This is a genomic window from Nocardia rhizosphaerae, from assembly GCF_042650365.1.
Lineage (GTDB): Bacteria > Actinomycetota > Actinomycetes > Mycobacteriales > Mycobacteriaceae > Nocardia > Nocardia rhizosphaerae.
This window is the reverse complement of record NZ_JBHSBA010000003.1, coordinates 1,419,049-1,437,320: the sequence shown is the minus strand read 5'-3', so window position 1 is coordinate 1,437,320 and position 18,272 is coordinate 1,419,049. Positions and strand designations below refer to the sequence as shown.

41 protein-coding genes and 1 tRNA gene are annotated in these 18,272 nt (G+C 67.8%); all 42 read right to left on the bottom strand.

The genetic code is table 11. From position 1 onward, the window contains the following. Window positions 1-9: 9 nt before the first annotated feature. Window positions 10-219, bottom strand: coding sequence for a hypothetical protein (locus ACFOW8_RS08275; protein WP_378547795.1), 210 nt, complete (start codon window positions 217-219; stop codon window positions 10-12). After that, window positions 219-536 (bottom strand): hypothetical protein, encoded by a 318-nt coding sequence (locus tag ACFOW8_RS08270; RefSeq protein WP_378547792.1) that lies wholly within the window; start codon window positions 534-536, stop codon window positions 219-221. Before ACFOW8_RS08270 ends, ACFOW8_RS08275 begins: the two co-directional genes overlap by 1 nt. A gap of 46 nt (window positions 537-582) precedes the next feature. Then, a complete protein-coding gene (locus ACFOW8_RS08265) occupies window positions 583-726 on the bottom strand; it encodes a hypothetical protein (RefSeq protein ID WP_378547789.1) in 144 nt (47 codons plus the stop codon). Window positions 727-820: 94 nt separating this feature from the next. Continuing rightward, a complete protein-coding gene (locus ACFOW8_RS08260) occupies window positions 821-994 on the bottom strand; it encodes a hypothetical protein (RefSeq protein ID WP_378547786.1) in 174 nt (57 codons plus the stop codon). 115 nt (window positions 995-1,109) lie between these two features. Beyond that, window positions 1,110-1,883, bottom strand: coding sequence for a phage antirepressor (locus ACFOW8_RS08255; RefSeq protein WP_378547783.1), 774 nt, complete (start codon window positions 1,881-1,883; stop codon window positions 1,110-1,112). A gap of 431 nt (window positions 1,884-2,314) precedes the next feature. Then, window positions 2,315-2,388: transfer RNA gene (locus tag ACFOW8_RS08250), tRNA-Met, on the bottom strand. 154 nt (window positions 2,389-2,542) lie between these two features. Beyond that, window positions 2,543-3,205 (bottom strand): hypothetical protein, encoded by a 663-nt coding sequence (locus ACFOW8_RS08245; RefSeq protein ID WP_378547780.1) that lies wholly within the window; start codon window positions 3,203-3,205, stop codon window positions 2,543-2,545. Window positions 3,206-3,894: 689 nt separating this feature from the next. Further along, complete coding sequence (locus ACFOW8_RS08240) at window positions 3,895-4,503, bottom strand: hypothetical protein (RefSeq protein WP_378547777.1); 609 nt, start codon at window positions 4,501-4,503, stop codon at window positions 3,895-3,897. Next, complete coding sequence (locus tag ACFOW8_RS08235; protein WP_378547774.1) at window positions 4,500-5,162, bottom strand: hypothetical protein; 663 nt, start codon at window positions 5,160-5,162, stop codon at window positions 4,500-4,502. Before ACFOW8_RS08235 ends, ACFOW8_RS08240 begins: the two co-directional genes overlap by 4 nt. Beyond that, on the bottom strand, window positions 5,162-5,515 hold the full coding sequence (locus ACFOW8_RS08230; protein WP_378547771.1) for a hypothetical protein: 354 nt from the start codon (window positions 5,513-5,515) through the stop codon (window positions 5,162-5,164). The genes ACFOW8_RS08235 and ACFOW8_RS08230 overlap by 1 nt, the downstream gene beginning before the upstream one ends. Window positions 5,516-5,525: 10 nt before the next feature. Next, window positions 5,526-5,762, bottom strand: a complete 237-nt coding sequence (locus ACFOW8_RS08225) for a hypothetical protein (RefSeq protein WP_378547768.1) — start codon at window positions 5,760-5,762, stop codon at window positions 5,526-5,528. After that, window positions 5,762-5,917 carry a hypothetical protein gene (locus ACFOW8_RS08220; protein ID WP_378547765.1) on the bottom strand — a complete coding sequence of 52 codons (156 nt, stop codon included), beginning with the start codon at window positions 5,915-5,917 and terminating at the stop codon, window positions 5,762-5,764. The genes ACFOW8_RS08225 and ACFOW8_RS08220 overlap by 1 nt, the downstream gene beginning before the upstream one ends. Further along, window positions 5,914-6,342, bottom strand: a complete 429-nt coding sequence (locus ACFOW8_RS08215; RefSeq protein ID WP_378547762.1) for a hypothetical protein — start codon at window positions 6,340-6,342, stop codon at window positions 5,914-5,916. Before ACFOW8_RS08215 ends, ACFOW8_RS08220 begins: the two co-directional genes overlap by 4 nt. Then, complete coding sequence (locus ACFOW8_RS08210) at window positions 6,339-6,764, bottom strand: hypothetical protein (protein WP_378547759.1); 426 nt, start codon at window positions 6,762-6,764, stop codon at window positions 6,339-6,341. Before ACFOW8_RS08210 ends, ACFOW8_RS08215 begins: the two co-directional genes overlap by 4 nt. Window positions 6,765-6,861: 97 nt before the next feature. Continuing rightward, complete coding sequence (locus ACFOW8_RS08205; RefSeq protein WP_378547756.1) at window positions 6,862-7,464, bottom strand: hypothetical protein; 603 nt, start codon at window positions 7,462-7,464, stop codon at window positions 6,862-6,864. Further along, window positions 7,461-7,784: a hypothetical protein gene (locus ACFOW8_RS08200; RefSeq protein WP_378547753.1), complete on the bottom strand. Its 324-nt coding sequence runs from the start codon at window positions 7,782-7,784 to the stop codon at window positions 7,461-7,463. The genes ACFOW8_RS08205 and ACFOW8_RS08200 overlap by 4 nt, the downstream gene beginning before the upstream one ends. 14 nt (window positions 7,785-7,798) lie before the next feature. After that, entirely contained in the window at window positions 7,799-8,008 is a 210-nt protein-coding gene (locus tag ACFOW8_RS08195) for a hypothetical protein (RefSeq protein WP_378547751.1), read from the bottom strand. Then, window positions 8,001-8,240: a hypothetical protein gene (locus tag ACFOW8_RS08190; protein ID WP_378547748.1), complete on the bottom strand. Its 240-nt coding sequence runs from the start codon at window positions 8,238-8,240 to the stop codon at window positions 8,001-8,003. Before ACFOW8_RS08190 ends, ACFOW8_RS08195 begins: the two co-directional genes overlap by 8 nt. A 213-nt stretch (window positions 8,241-8,453) precedes the next feature. Further along, a complete protein-coding gene (locus ACFOW8_RS08185) occupies window positions 8,454-8,816 on the bottom strand; it encodes a hypothetical protein (RefSeq protein WP_378547745.1) in 363 nt (120 codons plus the stop codon). Beyond that, window positions 8,816-9,130, bottom strand: a complete 315-nt coding sequence (locus tag ACFOW8_RS08180) for a hypothetical protein (RefSeq protein WP_378547742.1) — start codon at window positions 9,128-9,130, stop codon at window positions 8,816-8,818. The genes ACFOW8_RS08185 and ACFOW8_RS08180 overlap by 1 nt, the downstream gene beginning before the upstream one ends. Beyond that, window positions 9,123-9,443 carry a hypothetical protein gene (locus ACFOW8_RS08175; RefSeq protein ID WP_378547739.1) on the bottom strand — a complete coding sequence of 107 codons (321 nt, stop codon included), beginning with the start codon at window positions 9,441-9,443 and terminating at the stop codon, window positions 9,123-9,125. Before ACFOW8_RS08175 ends, ACFOW8_RS08180 begins: the two co-directional genes overlap by 8 nt. Beyond that, window positions 9,433-9,687 (bottom strand): hypothetical protein, encoded by a 255-nt coding sequence (locus ACFOW8_RS08170; RefSeq protein WP_378547736.1) that lies wholly within the window; start codon window positions 9,685-9,687, stop codon window positions 9,433-9,435. Before ACFOW8_RS08170 ends, ACFOW8_RS08175 begins: the two co-directional genes overlap by 11 nt. Next, window positions 9,677-10,231, bottom strand: coding sequence for a hypothetical protein (locus tag ACFOW8_RS08165; RefSeq protein ID WP_378547733.1), 555 nt, complete (start codon window positions 10,229-10,231; stop codon window positions 9,677-9,679). Before ACFOW8_RS08165 ends, ACFOW8_RS08170 begins: the two co-directional genes overlap by 11 nt. A 60-nt stretch (window positions 10,232-10,291) precedes the next feature. Next, on the bottom strand, window positions 10,292-10,717 hold the full coding sequence (locus ACFOW8_RS08160; protein WP_378547730.1) for a hypothetical protein: 426 nt from the start codon (window positions 10,715-10,717) through the stop codon (window positions 10,292-10,294). Next, entirely contained in the window at window positions 10,714-10,995 is a 282-nt protein-coding gene (locus ACFOW8_RS08155; RefSeq protein WP_378547727.1) for a hypothetical protein, read from the bottom strand. Before ACFOW8_RS08155 ends, ACFOW8_RS08160 begins: the two co-directional genes overlap by 4 nt. Beyond that, entirely contained in the window at window positions 10,992-11,213 is a 222-nt protein-coding gene (locus tag ACFOW8_RS08150) for a hypothetical protein (protein WP_378547724.1), read from the bottom strand. Before ACFOW8_RS08150 ends, ACFOW8_RS08155 begins: the two co-directional genes overlap by 4 nt. Continuing rightward, entirely contained in the window at window positions 11,210-11,410 is a 201-nt protein-coding gene (locus tag ACFOW8_RS08145) for a hypothetical protein (RefSeq protein ID WP_378547721.1), read from the bottom strand. Before ACFOW8_RS08145 ends, ACFOW8_RS08150 begins: the two co-directional genes overlap by 4 nt. Next, the gene (locus tag ACFOW8_RS08140; RefSeq protein ID WP_378547718.1) at window positions 11,407-12,567 is read right to left on the bottom strand and encodes a hypothetical protein; all 1,161 of its coding nucleotides are present in this window, start codon (window positions 12,565-12,567) and stop codon (window positions 11,407-11,409) included. The genes ACFOW8_RS08145 and ACFOW8_RS08140 overlap by 4 nt, the downstream gene beginning before the upstream one ends. 32 nt (window positions 12,568-12,599) lie before the next feature. Further along, entirely contained in the window at window positions 12,600-13,271 is a 672-nt protein-coding gene (locus tag ACFOW8_RS08135; protein ID WP_378547715.1) for a phage antirepressor N-terminal domain-containing protein, read from the bottom strand. Then, window positions 13,268-13,615, bottom strand: coding sequence for an HNH endonuclease (locus tag ACFOW8_RS08130; protein ID WP_378547712.1), 348 nt, complete (start codon window positions 13,613-13,615; stop codon window positions 13,268-13,270). Before ACFOW8_RS08130 ends, ACFOW8_RS08135 begins: the two co-directional genes overlap by 4 nt. Next, window positions 13,612-13,974 (bottom strand): hypothetical protein, encoded by a 363-nt coding sequence (locus ACFOW8_RS08125; RefSeq protein ID WP_378547709.1) that lies wholly within the window; start codon window positions 13,972-13,974, stop codon window positions 13,612-13,614. Before ACFOW8_RS08125 ends, ACFOW8_RS08130 begins: the two co-directional genes overlap by 4 nt. Continuing rightward, window positions 13,971-14,603 carry a hypothetical protein gene (locus tag ACFOW8_RS08120; protein WP_378547706.1) on the bottom strand — a complete coding sequence of 211 codons (633 nt, stop codon included), beginning with the start codon at window positions 14,601-14,603 and terminating at the stop codon, window positions 13,971-13,973. The genes ACFOW8_RS08125 and ACFOW8_RS08120 overlap by 4 nt, the downstream gene beginning before the upstream one ends. After that, entirely contained in the window at window positions 14,600-15,448 is an 849-nt protein-coding gene (locus tag ACFOW8_RS08115) for a PD-(D/E)XK nuclease family protein (protein ID WP_378547703.1), read from the bottom strand. The genes ACFOW8_RS08120 and ACFOW8_RS08115 overlap by 4 nt, the downstream gene beginning before the upstream one ends. Further along, the gene (locus ACFOW8_RS08110) at window positions 15,445-15,654 is read right to left on the bottom strand and encodes a hypothetical protein (protein ID WP_378547700.1); all 210 of its coding nucleotides are present in this window, start codon (window positions 15,652-15,654) and stop codon (window positions 15,445-15,447) included. The genes ACFOW8_RS08115 and ACFOW8_RS08110 overlap by 4 nt, the downstream gene beginning before the upstream one ends. After that, complete coding sequence (locus ACFOW8_RS08105) at window positions 15,641-15,829, bottom strand: hypothetical protein (RefSeq protein WP_378547697.1); 189 nt, start codon at window positions 15,827-15,829, stop codon at window positions 15,641-15,643. The genes ACFOW8_RS08110 and ACFOW8_RS08105 overlap by 14 nt, the downstream gene beginning before the upstream one ends. After that, entirely contained in the window at window positions 15,826-16,410 is a 585-nt protein-coding gene (locus ACFOW8_RS08100; protein WP_378547694.1) for a hypothetical protein, read from the bottom strand. The genes ACFOW8_RS08105 and ACFOW8_RS08100 overlap by 4 nt, the downstream gene beginning before the upstream one ends. Then, entirely contained in the window at window positions 16,407-16,691 is a 285-nt protein-coding gene (locus ACFOW8_RS08095) for a hypothetical protein (RefSeq protein ID WP_378547691.1), read from the bottom strand. Before ACFOW8_RS08095 ends, ACFOW8_RS08100 begins: the two co-directional genes overlap by 4 nt. Continuing rightward, entirely contained in the window at window positions 16,691-16,855 is a 165-nt protein-coding gene (locus tag ACFOW8_RS08090) for a hypothetical protein (RefSeq protein ID WP_378547688.1), read from the bottom strand. The genes ACFOW8_RS08095 and ACFOW8_RS08090 overlap by 1 nt, the downstream gene beginning before the upstream one ends. Next, a complete protein-coding gene (locus ACFOW8_RS08085; protein ID WP_378547685.1) occupies window positions 16,855-17,079 on the bottom strand; it encodes a hypothetical protein in 225 nt (74 codons plus the stop codon). The genes ACFOW8_RS08090 and ACFOW8_RS08085 overlap by 1 nt, the downstream gene beginning before the upstream one ends. Then, window positions 17,076-17,327: a hypothetical protein gene (locus ACFOW8_RS08080; protein WP_378547682.1), complete on the bottom strand. Its 252-nt coding sequence runs from the start codon at window positions 17,325-17,327 to the stop codon at window positions 17,076-17,078. The genes ACFOW8_RS08085 and ACFOW8_RS08080 overlap by 4 nt, the downstream gene beginning before the upstream one ends. Then, window positions 17,324-17,593, bottom strand: coding sequence for a hypothetical protein (locus ACFOW8_RS08075; RefSeq protein WP_378547679.1), 270 nt, complete (start codon window positions 17,591-17,593; stop codon window positions 17,324-17,326). The genes ACFOW8_RS08080 and ACFOW8_RS08075 overlap by 4 nt, the downstream gene beginning before the upstream one ends. Further along, the gene (locus ACFOW8_RS08070; protein ID WP_378547676.1) at window positions 17,590-18,147 is read right to left on the bottom strand and encodes a hypothetical protein; all 558 of its coding nucleotides are present in this window, start codon (window positions 18,145-18,147) and stop codon (window positions 17,590-17,592) included. The genes ACFOW8_RS08075 and ACFOW8_RS08070 overlap by 4 nt, the downstream gene beginning before the upstream one ends. Window positions 18,148-18,272: the final 125 nt, after the last annotated feature.

Sequence of the window (18,272 nt, the reverse complement as noted above, 5' to 3'; positions counted from 1 at the left end):
CCCGCCCACTCAGGCATCGTCGGCGATCTTGCTCAGGGCATCGGCGATCGCCTTGCCTGCTTCGGCGAAGGGGCTGTAGTCGGTGACCTGGCGGACGACGCCCGGCGAGGCGGCCGTGTAGGTGACGGGCAGGTCGATGGTGGCGACCTCGTGGAGCTCGGTGCTGCCGTGCACGCGCAGCAGCAGGTCGAGCGTGATGGTGTCGGGTGTGGACGCCATCAGCGAGGCTCGATGAGCACGGACACTTCGGTGGCCTGGCCCGCATTGGTGAAGGCATAGAGGGTTTCAGCGGGCGGGGTTGGCGCGTACGCGCTGGCCTTGGCTGGGACATCGAAGCCGATGAGGTCGCCACCGTAGAACGGGAATGCCTCGGCCTTGGTTCCGTTGGGGTCGCTGGTCAGCCACACCGTCGCGGACGAGCCGTTGCTGGCGCGCACGAGGACGGCGAAGGCGCTGTCGCCTCGCTGCCAGGTAGCGATCTGTACCGGTGTCGTACCTGAGACGGTGGTCGTGATGGCGGTGAACGGCGTTGCCATGGAGATCCTTTCGGGCTACCAGGTCCACGACACGGACACGGTGCGTTCAGAGCCGGTTGGACGGCTTGAGTTCGATGGTGAAGCCGTCCGGCGTGGGTGTCCGGCTGGCCTCTTCGTACCGGCGGCCGTCGATGTACCAGTCGGCGCCGGGAGTGCTGGGCTGGATGATCGTGTAGTCCGGGGCGTCCATCACCAGCTCCAGTAGCCGAGGGGGGCGGTGTACACGAGCGGCTGCTCCAGCGTCCGGATGGGCTGGCGCAGGAGGCAGGCGATCAGGTCGGCGATCACTGGATGACCCAGCCGTCGTGTGCGTGGGCGATCTCGGACACGATCGGCGCGCAGGCCTCGACGATGTCGTCGCCGAGGTCGATGACGGCGGTGACGCCGAGCATGCTTCCCAGCATCATGCCGATAGAGCGGAGGGTTTCCAGGGCAGCCTCGGCGTCGACCAGGGTCACAGCAGGGCGCCGATGATTGCGCCGGCCACGTCGACGAGGGCCTGGCCGAGCAGCTTCCAGTCGATGTCACCGGCGACGGCGGACAGGGTCGAGAGCATGGGGATCTCCTTCGGGTTCAGATGTGAACGGTTTCGGGGTTCTGGATGGCGGCGAGGCGGCGCTTCTCGATCAGCTCGATGCCGCGCGGCAGGATCATCAGCGTGTAGTGGGTGCACGATCCCCACGTGTGGTTGACGACGTGCTCGGTGGCCTGGAAGTGGTGGGCGAACTGGGCGTAGTGGTCGTACTGCACGGCTCCGCAGGGGGCGTGCTTGGTGAATACCAGCTTCTCCTCGAGCAGGAACCGGCGAAGGTCTTTCTCCTTCATGTCCATCAGCTTCGCGACCTCGCGCACCAGGCGGGCGCCGCCGGAGGCGGTGAGGAAGTCGTCGGCCATGGCCGCCTTCGGCGACAGCTCGGCCACCTTCTCGGTCAGCTCGGCGACGCGGCGGGCCGACACGGTGAGAGCTTGGTGGATCAGCTCTTCATCGCTCATCGCGGACGCGGTGCCGTAGGTGCCGGTCTTGCGGATGGCGGGGAGGACTTCGTCTGTGAACCAGTCCTGCACCGTTTCCGCGTTGCTCGCGTTGCTGCGCATGATGAGGCGGTTCACGCCGCCCTCATTTGCGACGAGCATCCGCTGAGTCCCGCTGGGGGTACTCACTTCTGAGTACCCCTGTTGGTGGGGGCGAAGCAGCCGCGCGGCATTGCTTGCGTCGCGGTAGCCGAGGACCTTCGCCGCGTCCGCCACGACGAACCAAGGCTCACCGTCGATAATCACGGATCGCACCGGCACGCCCTGGTAGACGAACGGGGCGACCTGCGTGTTCGATGGGGTAATTTCCTGCATAGCCGATCCTCCAATCGGTCAGGCCCCGGAGCTCCGGCAGCGTGGTACTGCCGGCCGGGGCCGATCTGCGTGATGGCCAAGGTTGGCCGGGTTTGGTTGACGCTTGGCGATGGCGTGCGACCTGCAACGACGCCGCACTTTCCTGGGCTTTTGCCGTAGGCGGCCCTCGATCAGCACCGCGGCCGGTGGGCGACCTGGGGTTTCGCCGATGCGACCTGCAAGGACGCGGCGCCCGGGGGGCCGCACCGAGCCCGTAGCGCTGAGCGCACAGGGGGTGACCGCTAGGGCCGGTGCGACGAGGTGCAGCGCGCAGCGTGGCCCCCCGCGTGAGTCTCCGAGTAGGACGGGGTTGGAGCACCGAGCGTGTGAGCGCGGGAAGTGGCGCCTTGGGCTGCTTGCCGGACATGACCTGCCGGTTTGACGCGCTGTCGTGGCGACGGCGGGACTTGAACCCGCGACCTGCGGCTTATGAGGCCGCCGAGCTACCGAGCTGCTCTACGTCGCTACAGCTCGACCCCGCCAGCCGCAGACTGACGGGGTCGAGGAGTGTGGCGCAGGGGGGTTACGCCGGAATGCGAACGAGGAGCAGGCCGGTGGCCTACTCCTCGCGCACTTTAGAGACTACAGCAGACGTAACGTGTCGAGAGGTGACGCGCCGACTATTGCGCCAGCTTCGCCTGCTCTTCCTTCTCTAGCTTGGCAAGTGCCTCCCGCGCTACATCGGGGTGCCTGCGAATGGCTGCCCGCAACTGGATCATCTGGAATTCCAGGCGCGACTGGTCCAGGACTTCCTGCCAGCCAGCGCGCCCCTCGGCCAGCCCCTCGACAATCAGGAACTCGATCACATCTTCCAATGTCGGGCGAAACCGCCAGCCGCCAACGGGGAGATGGAGCTTCTTCAGAGGCGTGTCAGGGAGGAGCGCGGACCACTCGTCAGAACATGCGCAGACGTGCAGATGCGCCTCGGTATACCCGTCTTCCTTATGGCGCTCGTAGTCGTAGTGGAGTAGTTCGCCACTCCCATCGGCCGCGCGTGAGAGCGCCATCACGGATGACACGACCATTAGATACTCGCTGAAGTCATCCAGGGCCAGGCGGACTGAGATGGTCAGGTGGAGCTTCGCTTTTCCGCGGTGGCAAATGGGAACCCCTGCCGTCCGCGCCAGGTCCTGCCGCTTCGATTCGTTCGATACGACAACGACCGCAGTGCCAGGTTCGACGGAGGCGTTCAAACGGATGCCGTTGCAGACCGTTTTGTTGAGCAGGTTGGATAGCCTGGCCGCGAAGTCTCGGGCCAGGCTGTGAAGGTCAGACTTCGCCAACTGGCTTCCCGTGGAAGCCTCCGAGCGCTACCCACGCGAGACGAGCCTGTAGCGAGTCGAAATCGCCCGTTCGCGCCTGCTCAGCCAGCTCATCGAACGTGCAGCCCAGGCGCGACAAAGCTGCCCGGATCGACGCCTTCACGTCATCATCCGTGAGCTCGATGACAGCATCCTGCGGCTCTAGTACGGCGGCATTTGGCACCCCTTCCAACGTCTACCCAGCCTGCCTGAATGGTAGGCACTTTCGGTCACGAAACGGCCGTGAACGGCGAAGATGTGACCAAAATCGGTAGGCATTCAGTACAGCAGGGGGGTCTGACATGTTCTGGATGATCCCGTAGTCGCGTGCGGTTTGACGCGAGCGAGAACATGAGTTCAGCGCAACCTCGCGCTGTCGAACAAGGAGCATCACCATCACCGACCAGTCCGTGCGCGTCCCGCTTCCCCGCGGAACCGCCACATCGATCGTGCTTGCCGCCGCCGTAAAGCTCGCCGTCGCCGCAGGACATGCTGGCGCCTTCGGGTTCGTCGTGGCGACCATCCACCCCGATCAACACGTAGTGAACTACCGAACGCCGTAGCCAGCCGACGAACTACTGAAGCAGGTCGGCCGGGAGCGTGGCGCAGGACTGATTCCAACCCTGTCCCACGCCCGCTTCGGCCTGCCAGATCGCATCGACCAGCGGCACCTAGCGCAGGGGAATTCGATAGACCATCGGCTGCGACCGACCGTCCCAGATGTCGGACATCAGCAGCGTGGAGGCTGGATTCGAAACGTCGACCAGAACCCAGCCTCGATACTTGCTGTTCGGGTTCGGGTCAGATCGAAAACCGTCACGATCAGCGATGCAGGTTCCCAGCGTGCTGGGCGTCGCCCGGGTGTACCCGTCTGGAGTTTCCTCATCGAACCACGCTGACGAGATGTATTTCGTCGGCGGATTGGCAGTGGTTTCCAGCTCCATGTCCAGAGCGACGAACGTGCCTTCAGCGGCATCCACAGTGCCATAGTCGGTGCTGCACTCTGGCTCGATTTCGATGCCGTGCAGGGTGACGATGCCCGTACGACCATCGGCATTGCTGATGTTGAACGGCTCCCCCACCTCTACGTCGACAATGTAGAACGGCGTGCCGCCGTCGGCGGCATCGGAGGCAGGCGCGCCAGGGGACACGGGTTCGTCAGCATTCTCGCCTCCTCCGCACCCACCGACTGCTACTACCGCTACGAAAGCCAGTGCCCCCAGCGCCCGAGAGCGCCCGCGGTTGCAAACACTTGTCTCGATGAACCCCTCAGTTGTCATGCGTTCGATCCTCTCCCACGCCGCGGATGCACCGCATGAGCTTCGAGAATGTCCCCAAGCCGATAGAACCGCGTCCCCGTGTCCCGATCTCGCGTGCACCACTTCAGCACCCCAGCCTTGTCCAGTACCTCCACCCGCCGCCGGTTGAGCCCTTCCCCGCGTTCGCCGAGCAGATGCGTGACCTTGTCGATCTGGTAGGCGGTGATGACCATCCGGTTGGCCGCGGTCAGCTCGTCCTCGGTGAGCGACCCGTCGCCGGGCCGCTTCAGCCGCCGCTGGAGCCCGGTGATCGCCTTGACGATGTCGTGGAACGCCGCGTCGGCGCCGGGTGTCATGGCCAAGGCGATCACGTTGGTGTCGAGCCACTTCGCCGCGGCCGGGATGTCGCCGACGTAGGGCACCTCCATGGCGCGGTGGTCGCACACCACCCGCACCCAGCCCGAGAGCAGGTTGTGGAGGTCGTCGGCCATCGCCTGGGCGCCGTAGTCGACCGGCGGCTTGGACTGTGGTGCGGGGCGGCAGGTGACGGCGTCGAGGCCTTGCCGGTCACCGCGGATGATGGCCAGGGCGAGCGGCTCCAGGAGGTCGGGGATCTCGCGCAGTGCGGCGACGAGCTCGTGGCAGTCGGCGCGGGACAGGAACATCTCGGTGTCGGCCATCAGAGCACCTTCCCGGTCGACTGTTCGTGGCCGCATTCGCCTTCGTGACCGTGGGCGAGGCGGCACACCGAGGTCTTCCCGCAGCACTTGCACGCCACGTATTTCGCGCACTGGTCGTGGAATCGGCCGTACTCGTCAACGGCGATGAGGTCGCAACCGTTGTGCTCGGCGGCAAAGTAGGCGACGCCGGGGATGGTGATATCCAGCCGGGTGTGCTGGTCGATCTCCGGGCCGAGCTCGGCGAGTTTCGGCAGGAGGGGAATCAGCCGCTGGATCTCGTCGCCGCCCCGATTCCACTCAAGCGAATACGTCTCGGAATGGCTGCGGCAGTGCAGGTTCCAGTAGTTGCTCATAGTCTCCTCCTCAGCGCTTGACGATCAGGGCGACGATCCAGCCGAGCAGGCCGGGCACGGGCGGGGTGACCGGCTCGGGCGGCATGATCGGCGCCGGCGGGCTCGGCCGCGGTGGCGGCGAGGGTGCCGGCGGGTCGGCCTTGGTCGGGTAGATCGCCGCGCCGTCCGGCCCGATGACTCCCCCGTTAGCTCGAATGCGCTCGCGGCGGCGCAGTTCGTCGGCTTCGTATACGTCCCACCAGGGCATCAGTCCACCTCCTTCGCCGGTGCGCACCGGCAGCTCCATGTCTCGTCGGCGGGGTGGCCGCCCTCGCCCTGGCAGCAGCGGCAGTCGACCCATTCGCCGTCGACGATTTCGCCTTCGTCGCCTTGGCAGGCGTTGCAGGTGATCCAGGCGCTCACCGCAGCACCAGCCCGATCCGGCGCGCCAACGCGAAATCCCGCGCCGCGAAACCGGTCGACCATCCGACGGCCTTGTCCGCGTCCCGCCATTCCCGATACAGGCGGCGACGCTGCGACATCGTCAACAGGACAGCCCGATCCAGCACAGCAACCACCCGCGCGGTCGGCCCATGCCAGGTCTCAATGCTGTCCTCGGTCGACCGTGTCGGGTTATCGAGCTCAACCCGGTACAGGTCGCCGCGGCCGTACAGGCTGGCGTAGTGCGTGGCGTACAGGCGGGAAGTGCTGGCGTAGACGGCGTGGTGGCCGGGCGAGTCACCGGCCGCGCACTGGGCGCACCCGTCATGGCGGCGGCGGTCGTGGTCTGGGGTGATCACGTCACCGACCCGGAGGCCGGGGACACCGCCGTGGTAGAGGACGGTCACCGGGCCACCTCCCGCCGCTCGGCGGTCGACGGGTACCGCCACCACCCATCCCAACCGTCCGGGATTTCCGGGTAGTTGGTGAGCATCGGCCGCAGGATCGCCAGATCCTTGGCGGCTACGTCGGGGTCTTCGGCACCCCAGTAGCCGGTGCCGTCCCACCGGCCCACGCAGGTGCCGCCGTATCGGCCGTCGGTCTCGCCGGCCAGGAAGTCGACAGCGTCGGCCGGGATGGTGCGGCGGCCGAAACCGGACAGGTAGCCGATGCAGGCGACGGTGACGCCGCGACGCCGACGGAACCACACCGCCTCGATGTGGCCGCGATGCCACACGCCGTTGGGGTCGTCGCTGGTGGTGAGGCGGTAGCTGTCGAGGCTGGCGGCGTAGGGGCGTTGGGAGATCAGGAAGCGGTCGGAGCGGATCACTCGGCACCTCCCCGCGGCTCGCCGGTGGTGATCCCGCAGTCCAGACACCGGCCACGCCACCACCGGTCATGAGTGCAGCAGCAACGGCATACAGTGCTCATTCGGCCGCCACCTCCCGCAGCTCGACCACGCGGGCAGCCTGCTCGACGTAGACCCGCGCTCGCGCTCGCGCGTGGTCGAGGGACGCCACCGGCCCGGTCTGTACCCATCGGGCACCGAGGTGGTCGGTGATGACGGCGTACCCGATCGGCTCCCGCTGGGCGGCCTCCAGCTCCTCGACGCGCTTGTACAGGTCGTCACGATCGGCCAGGGCGGCACGCAACGCCAGCAGCTCAGCGGCCATCGACTGCGTCATCCGCCAGGACGCGGCTCGCCCGTCCAGCACCTCCTGCAACCGGGCGTCGCTCGGTCGTTCGGTGCTGGCGAGGTTTTCGGGCGTCGCCGCGTCGAGGAGTTCGGCCTGTTTGATGGCCTGGTTGAGGAGGCTCAGCAGGCCACCGTCTCCGGCGGTGTACTCAAGCAGGTGGGCGGGCATGTTGGGCGGGTAGTCGCCTGCCTCGTAGCTGTACGCGGTGGCGTCGCGGAGAGTGCGCAAGTCATCGAGGGCGAGGTGCTTGGGCGCGTCCACGGTGACCGGGCCGACGTTGATGGTGTGCCCGCCGTGGCAGTCGTCGGGCGGGCAGGAGCAGGTGTCGGTCATCGGCCGATCTCCCGCACGGTGGTGCCCTCGGGTACTTCGAGGATGACTGCGGGATCAGCGCTGTCATCCGGGCGCTCGGCCAGGCGCACGGGGTACGTCCAGCGCGGGTCGAGGTGACAGACCGACAGCGCCCAACCGCCGTTCGGGATGGCCACGTACCCGCCGAACTCGGCCACGATCGCCACCCGTGCCCCGTTGGGCGCAGTGAAGGCGAGAGTGGTTGCGGAGTAGACGTTGTACTCCTCAGTGATGTACCCCTCCAGTTCCAGCAGGTCGTCTGACGCGCCGTAGATGGTGAGGGTGTGCAGGGTGTCGGTCATCGGGTGGTCTCCGTTCAGTCGAGCAGGTCGGTGTTTGCGGCGCGGAGCGCGGCGCCGTTGGTGTCGATCCACCGCTGTGTCGCCTCATACCGGCGGGCCGGGCCGCGGGTCCACCGGTTGATGAGTCGGCCGTCGCGGAGCAGCCAGCAGGAGGTGCCGTCGTAGATGCCGGGGATCTCGATCGCCAGGGCGATGTCGTCGGTGGTGAACGTCTGGTCAGCCACGGGCCTGCTCCCATTCCCGCATCGCGGCGTACAGGTCGTTGCGGGATGGTTCGAGGACCATCCCGCCGCTGGTCCACTCGGCCAGGTGTTGGGCGGCCCACTGGTACGCCCAGAGGGCGCGGCCCAACCGGACGTTGTCGGTGATGACGAACCCGAGCGGATGCGGTTGGGTCGACAGGAACGCGCTGGCGGCCATGAACTTGCAGGTGGGTTCGAGCTGGATATCAGCCACGGCCGCCGGCCTCCTCGGTCGGTGGAGCTTCTGGACGCGCACCAGGGCACTGGTCGGCGGGGTGGCCCTGCCGGATGGACTTCGCGCGGGTCATCGGGTGGTGCTCGCAGTCGGGGTGCGCTTTCCGGGTGTCGACCAGCCCACAGGGTTCTTGCGGGCATGGGCATCCGTCCTCGATGGTGTGACCGGTCCAAGACCGGCCGATGTGCGCGCTCACTCCGCACCGTCCTTGGTGAGGTAGGTGTTCGGTCCGCAGTCGGTACCGCACTCATCGCACCGCCACCGGCCGCCGGCATCGCCGCTACGGCTGTCGTGCGGGCAGGTCGCCTCGGTGGAGCTTCGGAGCAGCCGCGCCCGAATGAGAACCCCAAGAACGTGGTTCATGTGCCTGGCGGCGACATCGACCGGCTCAGCGTCGCGGCACCAGCACGTCTCCGAGCAGGCGTGCTGCTGCCACTCCTGATAGACGTGGCCGCAAGAGCACATCTCAGCACTCTCCATCGGCTCGTGGTAGCCGTCGCCGTAGGAGTAGTTCTGGAATTGGTGTGCTTCCAAGACGTCTCTTACGCGCGCCATCACGCCTCCTCGGTGGGGACGTACACGACGGTGACGGGGCCGTGGCCGACTAGGTGGCCGACTAGTTCGGCGCTATCCAACGGCTCCAGGCGGCCGGGCTCGAACCAACCCCCGACGCAGCGCTGGAACACGTCACTGTCGCCGCTGGCAACGACTGCGCCTTGCGGTAGCGCATCCAGCTCCCATGTGTCGTCAACCTCGCGGGCGGGGGGACGCCAGCCAGCGTCCAGCAGGTAATCGGCCGCCTCGCTGGGCGAGTGCCCGTCGGCGCGGGTGTCGTCGATCAGCTCGATCAGGGTGTCGCGGTCACTCATCGCCGTCCTCCTCGGTGGTGGTCTGGGTGGCCTGATCGAGCGCCCACTGCACAGACGCGACAGCGCGCATCCACCCGCAGGTGATCGGCTCGTCGTCGTCGGGGTGGACATCGCAGCGGGGATGCTGGGCGAGGGCTTCACGGATGCGGTCGAGCTGGGTGCGTAGGGTTTCGATCTCGTCGGCCAGGGCGGGCAGGGCGGTGCGGGTTCGCCGGATCACTTCGTCCGAGATCCGACCGTCGTCCGCTGGCAACAGGCCAGCCAGGGCGCGGGCTTCGGCCACCAGGCCGCGGCCTGTGGTGTCACTCGGCATCGGGCACCGCCTTGCACGTGGCGGCGTGCGCGGTGAACAGCGTCCGCCCCTTCTCTCGGGCAACAACAGCGTCCGGCTCGGTCAGCACTGTTGCGCGACCGAATGCGACCTCGACGGTTCCCGCATCACTGGGCGTGATGTCGACGGCGAGGTATTCCTCGCGGCCGGTTGTTCGGCACCATGTCAGGTCGGCTTTACAGTCGGGGCAGAACCCGTTCCGGTACAGGGTGATGTCAGCAGGCATCGGACACCTCGTCGTAGTCGTTCACGTTCACGCCGATCGCGGCCAGGAACTTCTCCCGCAGCTCTTCCCCGGCGGACCCGTAGGTCTCGTACGCCGCTCCGCGGTCGGTGCCGCCGGTCGGGTCGAACAGGTCGGGGTCGACGGCCTTGATAGCGGCGAGGGTTGCGCGGAGTTCCTTGACCTCTACGGCAAGGTCCGCAGCCTCGGTGGTGATGGCTCGGGTGCCGGTGTCTCTGTCCGGGCCGATCGGCAACAGCTCGTATCCCTGGCGGCGTCGGTTCTCCAGCTCGGCGTGATTCCACTCCGGGACGGTGAAAGCCTCGGGCTCCCACTCGGGGCGGTCGGCGTGGACGTTGTGGTACCGCTTCAGCGCCACGTAGGCGTGTGGGGCGGTATCGGCGGGGATCGGGTCAGGGGTGGGCTCGGTGATCACGGTGGCGTCCTTGCGGGGTCGTTTGCGGAGGGTGGTGGTGCGGTGCTTGGCCAGCTCGCGGCGACCAGCAGCCAGAAGAGCGGCCAGGGCGGGGCTGTGCGGCTCACTCATCGGATGACTCGCCGTCGGGGTCGAAGATGATCGGCTCCCACAGGTGCTTCACGGGCGCGCTCATGCCTGGCTGCCTTCGGGGAGCAGGTACACGGCGGCCACGGACTCGCCGGTGTCGCGGGCGTGGGAGACGGCTTCGTCAAGGTTGTCGGCTCGCCACATGTAGTCGCTGCTCTGTCGCCATCCGCGCCCGAAGTGGCCGTCGCGAGGGACGAGGGTGATGTAGCCGACCGGATCGCCAGGCTGGCCGGGGTCGGTGGTGATGCGCAGGCCGTGACGGGCAGCGGAAGCAGACAGCGCGATGGCAAGGGTGCCGGGATGTTCTGGGAAGTCCACCGCGAGCTGGGCATGGAGGTCGCGGGCCATCCAGCGCAAGGGGTAATTCGACCGCTCGATCGCGCCGAGGGTCGCCTGGTCGTCGATGTCTGGAATCCGGCGCAAGGTGGCCAGGGCGGCGGTGATCTCGTCGGGGGTGGGAGTGCTCATCGGGCACCGCCCAGGACATCGGCCGCGGTCCGGCCGTCGACGGTCAGCCGCGGCGCGTGGTGCTGGGCGACGACCAGTGCGCTCTCGGCGCTCTCAAACAGCCACGGGTCAGCGCTCCAACTTCCGTCGAGGTTCAGGTACTCGCCGCCCTGCTCGATCACCCAGCGGTCGCCCTGGCGGCGGACATCGAGACGGTAGTGGCGGCGGGCCGGGTGGCCCTCAGGCAGGCAGGACACCGCGTAGGCGGTGACGGTGACGATGGGATCGGGGGTGGTCATGCTCGGGACTCCTCGGTGGTGGTGAACGGGATTGCCTGGGCTCGGGCGCAGGCGGGGCAGACGTCGTGCTCGCAGTCGCCGGCGAACTCCCAGCCCTCCGTCTTGAGCTCGGCCTGCCAGCGGTGCAGGACCAGCCGCTCGTTGTCGAAGCTGGTGAGGTTGCGGCGGACGAGGGCGCCGCAGTGGTCGCAGGTCAGGGTGAGAGTGCGGCGGGTCACCGGCCCTCCTCGGCTCGGATTGCTGCGGCCGCACGGGCACTGGGCTCCCGCTCGGCGAAGTCGTGGGTGTTGGTGGTCTTGGCCAGGTGCGGGCGGCAGATCAGGCACGGCCGGGGCTCGTCGGCGTCGGGCCGGGTGAGCCAGCCGTTGCGGCACTCGTGGCCGTCGGCCGGTTCGCCGTAGCGGTCGCGGGTCATGAGACCGACCTCAGTGACGGCGGATTGGTGCCTGGCTCGCCCTGTGCCGCATCGGGAGCCGGTTCGGCACCCTCGGCCTTGTGCTCGGCGTAGATCTCGCGCAGGGACCGCTTCGGCTTGCGGTCGACGTGGTCGCAGACCGTGGTGCCGCGGTAGCCGTCGGCATCGCACATGCCGCAGTTGGCGATCAGGCGCGCCCGGTCCTCGGCCGCGGCCAGGCGGCTGAGCGATTCGAGCTCGGCCTTCCACCGGGCGCGCATCCGGTCGTACTCCCTGGTTGCACGGCGAGCGTCGCCGCACGGTCCGCACGCCTCGGTCGTCCCGTCGGGGTGCAGGGGGCAGGTGGCCGCTGGCCGCTGCAGCTCGATCGCCGCCGCGAGGGCTGCCATGTACTCGCCCTCGAGGAGTTCGCACTCGCGACAGCCGATGACCCAGCCGTCGCTGTGCTCGGGATGGAATTTCTTGGGAGGGATGGGGTTGGGGGTCTCGTTCGCGTGCGCGTGGTGAGGTACCCCAGTAACGCCCCCACTAGTGGTATCTGGCGTTAGGCGTAAGGCGTCAGGGGATCCGGACCGATTCGCATCCGCGATGTCGTTCCCAATCTGATTACCAATCTCGTTGGTATCGACCAGGTCTGGAGATGGTGTTGTCGACCCATCCTGATCACCAATCGGATTAGTAATCCCGTTGGCAATCCGATTGGTGATTTCGACCTCTTCGAGGGACGGCCGAGACATCAGCCAGGCCAGCTGCTCACCCGAGATCGGCGACGTCCACGACGAGTACTCAGGCGCCGCCGCATGCACCCTCCGCACCTCGGTGACTACAGCCGCCTTCAGCGCTGGCGACGCCAGATCGCTGTACGCCTTCACCACCGCGACGGCCATCTTCGGATTACGCAGCAGCTCATCCCAAGCGATGTGCTTGCGCATCAGGACCTCTTCGGTCACCTCATCGATCGCCGCGAACTCCGCCGCCACCAACTCGGCGCCCGCGGCGCGCAGCTCCTCGACCGTCAGCCCGCCGGCGCGCGGAAGCAACCGGGCCGGACGCCAATCGGCGCGACCACAAAAGGAGATGCCCGGCCCCTCGCGCAGCATGTAGTCCAGGCACTTCGCACGCCAGCTCAAGGCCAGGTAATCGGCGTTGTCCCACACCTCGCACGGGGTGCGCCCGTATCGGCCCGCCATCAACGCCTGCCGATCTCACGCCGCAGCTGCTCATCCAGCGCGACATCCAGAGCGAGCTGAGACTGGATGTCCCCCAACGCCCTGCGGGTGTCGACGAGCTTGCGCACCAGCTCCGGCAGGATGTGCGGGTGGATCGTCCACGCCGAGCCGGTGAACCAGAACCACGCCGCGAACTCGGCCTTCGGGGCGGTGAGGTTCTGCTTGAGCACCCCGGCGTCACGCAGGCCGCGAGTCAGGTCGTGCTGATGCAGGTGGATGCCGTACCGCTGCCGGATCAGCGCCGCGGCCTCCTCCCAGGTGACCGTGTTCGGTTCGGTCAGGTGTGGACGGGTCTGGGAGAAGTGCCGTTCAATCACCTCAGCGACCTCGCACTGGTAGTCGACCAGCTTCGGCCGGACGTGCTCGGCCACCCTGGAGACCGGAATGGTTGCCAGGTGCATCAGGAAAGACCGGACATCGGCGGTGATCATGTTGCGCGACTTGCCATCCCGGGCAACCACCGCTGTAACAGCAGTGGTTGCCCAAGGCTGCTCCTGCAGGTTCGCGATCTGCCGGTCCGCGTCCAGGCCGATCGCCTCGAACGCGGGCTTGAGCACGACGTACGCTTTGCCGTCGATCTCGGTCACCATCAGCTGGTCGCCGTGGAAGTTGATCGCGGTCAGTTCGTTCATCGGTTCGCCTCCTCGGCGTCGGGGTAGCAGGTGACCGTGCCGTCATCGGCGAGCAGAACGACGCCGTGCAGCAGGGACCGGATCGGGATCTCGGCAGGCTCCTCCCACCAGGGGACGTGGAAGCCGGTCGTGCGTGCGTCGGCCGGGTGCGCGGTCACCCAGCCGTGGCAACCGGCCACGCCGTCGCCGCACAGCCAGACGATGTTGGTCGGTGACCACTCCCCTCCCTGACCACGGTTTTTTCTGTGGTGGGCGGACTGGCCGAAGACCATGCCGCAGCGCTCACACAGATCCCCCGCGCGGTGCTTGACGATGCGGCGGGTGCGCTTCTCGTTGCGTCTCATGCGCCATGCACCCCCGATCCGGCCAGGCCGATCTCCGAGCGCACCGTCGCCGAGAACGTCCGGCCGACGTCGATGCGGGTCTGCAAGGTTCGGGAGGTCCGCTGCAGGCCACGCACCAGCGCGTCGGCAACCTCCGCGGCCAAGCGCACCTCGTGGGTGGCGTTGACGGCCATGGCTTTCCGTGCATCCACCGAGCCTTCAGCGCGCAGGAACGCCTGGGCTTCGGCGAGCTTGGCGGTCTCGCGGGCGTTGACCGCGGCCACATCGGCCTCGTTCAGCTCGCGGGTGACCTGGTCGAGCTGACGAGCAAGCTCGGCCAGGTGCAGCACGGCCTCGTTCGGGGTCGCGGGGGCGTTCACTGGGCCTCCTTGTATCGCTGGATCAGCTCACGCAGGGCCGCCGCATCCTCGGTTGTGCGCAGGTCCGCGCCGTTCTTCTGCTGGGCGAACTCGGCCACCGCTTCGCCGGGATCGATGCCCTTGGCGCGCAGCAGCTCCAGCAGCTCCTCACGCGCCACGTCGGCCGGATGAGGCTCGCGGCCACGCTGCTGCTCCGCCTCGTGCAAATCGCCCTTGTGCCACAGATCCAGTGCGGCGCCGAAGCGCATGGCGGCGTTGCGCAAGGCGTCGCCGATGGCCTCCTTGATCGCGTTGCCGCCGGACTTGCCGTCAGCGTCGCCGTACCCGTAGCGGGTCACCCCGGCTACAGTGAGCCGTATCCACAAGCCGCCGTTGCGGTCCATGCGTGGCAATCCGGCTTCGTCGAAGGCCACCGGCTCCCACATCCACTCCGGGTCGGCGTCGAGGAGCCGATCGGTGAGCGCGGCGTGTCCGACGTAGTCGAGGTGGACCGCGGGCAAGCCGTGGAACCCGCCGCACTCCCGGCACCGCCCCTTCTCGGAGTCCTTACGGAAGGGCTTCGGAAGCTGGGAAACCTGATGCTCAGGGAACGGCTCCCGCATCTTCGCCAGCCCGGTCGGTGAGGTCATGCGATCACCTCAAGCTTCGGCATGCGCCGCGCCTCGCGCACCATCACTGCGGCCTTCGCCAGCTCCCATCCGCGCGTCAGGTCCAACGGGTAGAGCGCGGCCCGCGGCTTTCCGGAGCGGATCGGCACATGGATCAGCACGCCGTGCGCCAGGTCGATGTCCGGGTGAAGCGGTGCGCGGGCTCCGGTCTCCTGGTCGTAGCGCTCGCCGTGTGCATAGACCGCGGTCTGGATGGTGACCTTGAGCGGGTAGTCGGGGTCGGACTTGCCGGACTTGATGTCGCCCACCACGATCCGGCCGGTGCGCCGATGACGCAGCAGTCGGTCATAGGAGCCCGCCGCCTGTACTTCGTCGGTGACGACGAACCCTTCGGAGTCGATCACCTCCCAGTCGGCCGTCGCCTCCCGGTACGCCTCGAGCCACGGAATCAGCGGCGGCGGAACGAACTCCGGGAACTTCCCAGCGTCGACCTGATCGGCGAACGAGTGGAACGAGGTGCCCAGACCGGCCGCCTCACCGGCGCCGGCCATCTGCTGGGCACGCTCCACCAGCGGCTTGAGCTCCCGCTTCGCCTCCGGCACATTCCACGGGTCGCGGTGCGCGGAAGCCAGCGCGGCGATCTGGGCGTACAGCGACGGATCGCGCACCACGCCGATCGCGGCGTTGGATGCCTGCCACAGCATCAGCCCGGACTTGTCGTCGAGAGCCTCGGCGAGGGTGGAGACACGGGTGTAGGGGGTGGCGTTGACCGGGGACTTGCGGCCGTCCTCGTAGCGCAGCGGGCCGCCGTCCGTGGTGACCCACGGACGCCCGTAGAAGTCGCGTTTGATGCTGTAGTCGGTCACTGCTCTCCTCGGGAATGGGCGGCCATAGCGCGCAGAGCGTCGGCCATGGCGTCGGCCTCGGTCGGGGTATGACTGGTGCAGTGCATGAGGTCCGGCCCGTCGTAGCCGCGGACGAGTACGCGGCCGGTGTCCTCCAGGGCCAGCTCGGTGGAGCTGGTGCCGTCGGGCCAGGACTCGCGGTAGTCCTCGGCATCACGCACGGGCATCGAGGACCTCCTTCACTGCGTCGATGACGGCCAGGCCGATCGCCTCGGCCGTGGCCGTGTTGTAGGTAGTGCGGTGCACCAGCAGCTCGCCGTCGTAGCCCTCGATAGCGATCCGCCCGTCGGGCTCGGTGGAGATGCGGGTGTAGGACCGGCCGTCCCAGAAGTCGCGCCTCATGCGGCGACCTCCATCGAGAAGCCCCAGCGGTGCATGGTCCGTTCGTCCAGGCCGAACCTGTCCATCACCCAGCGGACCGCGGCACTGTGGCTCATGCTCAGCTCGGCGCAGGCGTGCTGGTACTCCTGCTGGACGGCCACCTTCGTAGCGACGGTGGCGTGGTGTTTGCGCTGAATGCGGGCGGCGTTTCGAGGGACCACCACCCGGCAGGACTCGCTGACCCTGATCACCCAGCCCGCGTCGACGATCGCGCCGCGCTGCTGTGACCCCTTCGGTAGAACGCCGACCTGGGAGTGGAGGTCGCAGAGCAGCTGGACGTCCACCATCTCCATGTCGGCGAGCTCGTCGACCGGAGTCAGGCAGGCGGCGGCGCCCTGCGCCAGCTCGGCAAGCTGATCAGGTGTCGCGGCCGGGTCGACCATGATGGCGAGCGCCATCATCACCTGCGCCATCCGCTCGGGGTCAGCGGCGCAGTCATGGGCGAGCCGGTCGTACAGCTCGATCGGCTCCACCGTGCGCACCGCGGCACGCAGACTCAGCGCCTCGGCCGAGATCGCATCGTGGTCGGTATGGCGCATCACGACACCGCCTTCGCGGCGCGCATGCGGTCACGGCACGACGGGGAGCAGCAGCCTCGGTAGCCGTTCTGGCTCGACAGGGCGGCGATCGACAGCGGCCCGCCGCAATGACGGCAACCCTTCTGCTGCTCCGACCCGATCAGGCCGAGCATGCGCAGAGTGTCCCGGCACTCAGCGGCGGATGCCGAATGGCTGGCCACGGTCAGCCGTGCAGCGTCCTGGATCTCGGCGGGGATCTCATCACCGACCACCAGCCCGGCGTCCATCTCGAAGTCGTCGGCCATCAGCCCAACCCCATCCCGTGGTTGCGTTCACCGCGGGCGGCGCGTTCGAAGTCGGTCAAGCTCACGTAGCCGAATGCGCGCGCGATAGCGTAGATCTCGGATTCGGTGACCGGCTTGCCGTTGCGGTAGCGGATGACGCGCCCCAACTCCGGGTCGTCGACCATCACGCGGCCCCGATCTCGCGGTCGATCCACCGGTCACGGGCCCGGTCCCACTCGGCACCGGGATCGTCGCCGTCGTCTTCCTCGTCGGCCGGGGTGTCGTTGCGCACGACGGCCATCGGCGGATTCGCGCGCAGGTCGGCGCGGACCAGGCCGACGAACACCGCGGTGACACCGAAGAGGACGCCGGCGAGGATGAAGACCTGGATGATGTGGGCGATGCTCACTGGCACTCCTTCGACAGGGCAAGACGTGCGGCGGACTCGGTCAGCAGGTCGGCCAGGGTGGGGGCATCGAAGTCGTCGAGCAGCTGCTGAGCGAGGTCGATCATGTGGCTCATGCCGTCCACGGCGCCGTCACACGGGCAGTCGTGGTGCTGCTCGAGCAGCCATGCGACGATGCGGTCGAGCTGGGCGCCGGTGTTGGCGCGGATCTGGTCGTACTCGGCGACCATCGCGGGTTCGGGCCAGCTCATCGCGGACCCCCGTCCATCCGGGTGGCGTAGTCCAGGTCGTGGATCGGCCGTCCGCCGTCGACCTCGACCAGCACCTTCATGCCGTTGGCGCGCTCCTCGATCTGACGCACCGTGAACACCGGCAGCTTGGCGGTCGGGTACTCGTCGGCGGGCGGCACCGGCGGGGTGTCCATGGCGTCGATGCGGGCCAGCATCTGCTCGACGGTCTCTCGACCCTCGGCGAAGTCGTGGCGGGCGTGACGGGCGAAGCGGCGCAACAGGTTCATGCCTGCACCGCCTCGGCAACAGCCTGCTCGGCCTTGGCCTGCCTGATGTCAGCCAGCGCGACGACCCGGGCGCGAAGATCATTCAGCTCGTCCACTGCCGCCGCGTACCCGACCAGCCGATAGGCGGCATCAGTGCACAGCAGCGCCAGCTGCTCGAGGTGCTGCTCGATCGTCAAGCCGCTGTTGTGGGCGATCAGGCGACCAGCGAAGTCGCGGCGATCACCGGACACGGCGAGGTGCCGTTTCGCATCGGCGACCAGGGCGTCGAGGGTGCGGCCGGTCAGATCCGGTGCCGAAGCGTCGCCCTCGATGTGCAGCCGCTCGATCAGCTTCTGCGCGACATGCAGGCGTGCGGCGACATCCTCGCGGGTCAGCCGCTCGCTGTGCTTGCACAGCCAGGCGTGATCGTCGCGGTAGCCGAGAGTTACCAGCGCATGGTCGGCGGTGCGCATCGCGTTGCGGATGGCCTCGCTGTCGCCGCGGGCGTGAAGGATGTCCGCGGACAGGTTCGCGGCAATGTCGACACGGCTGGTGGGATACTGTTTCGGCGTCATTGGGTAGACTCCTTCGTGAGAGATGTGACGCTCGGCCGTCGGGATGCGACCCCGGCGGCCGAACTCGTTACCGGGGGAAGTTGGTGGGCCCTGCCGCGTCCCCTGCGGCAGGGCCGTCCCCGAGC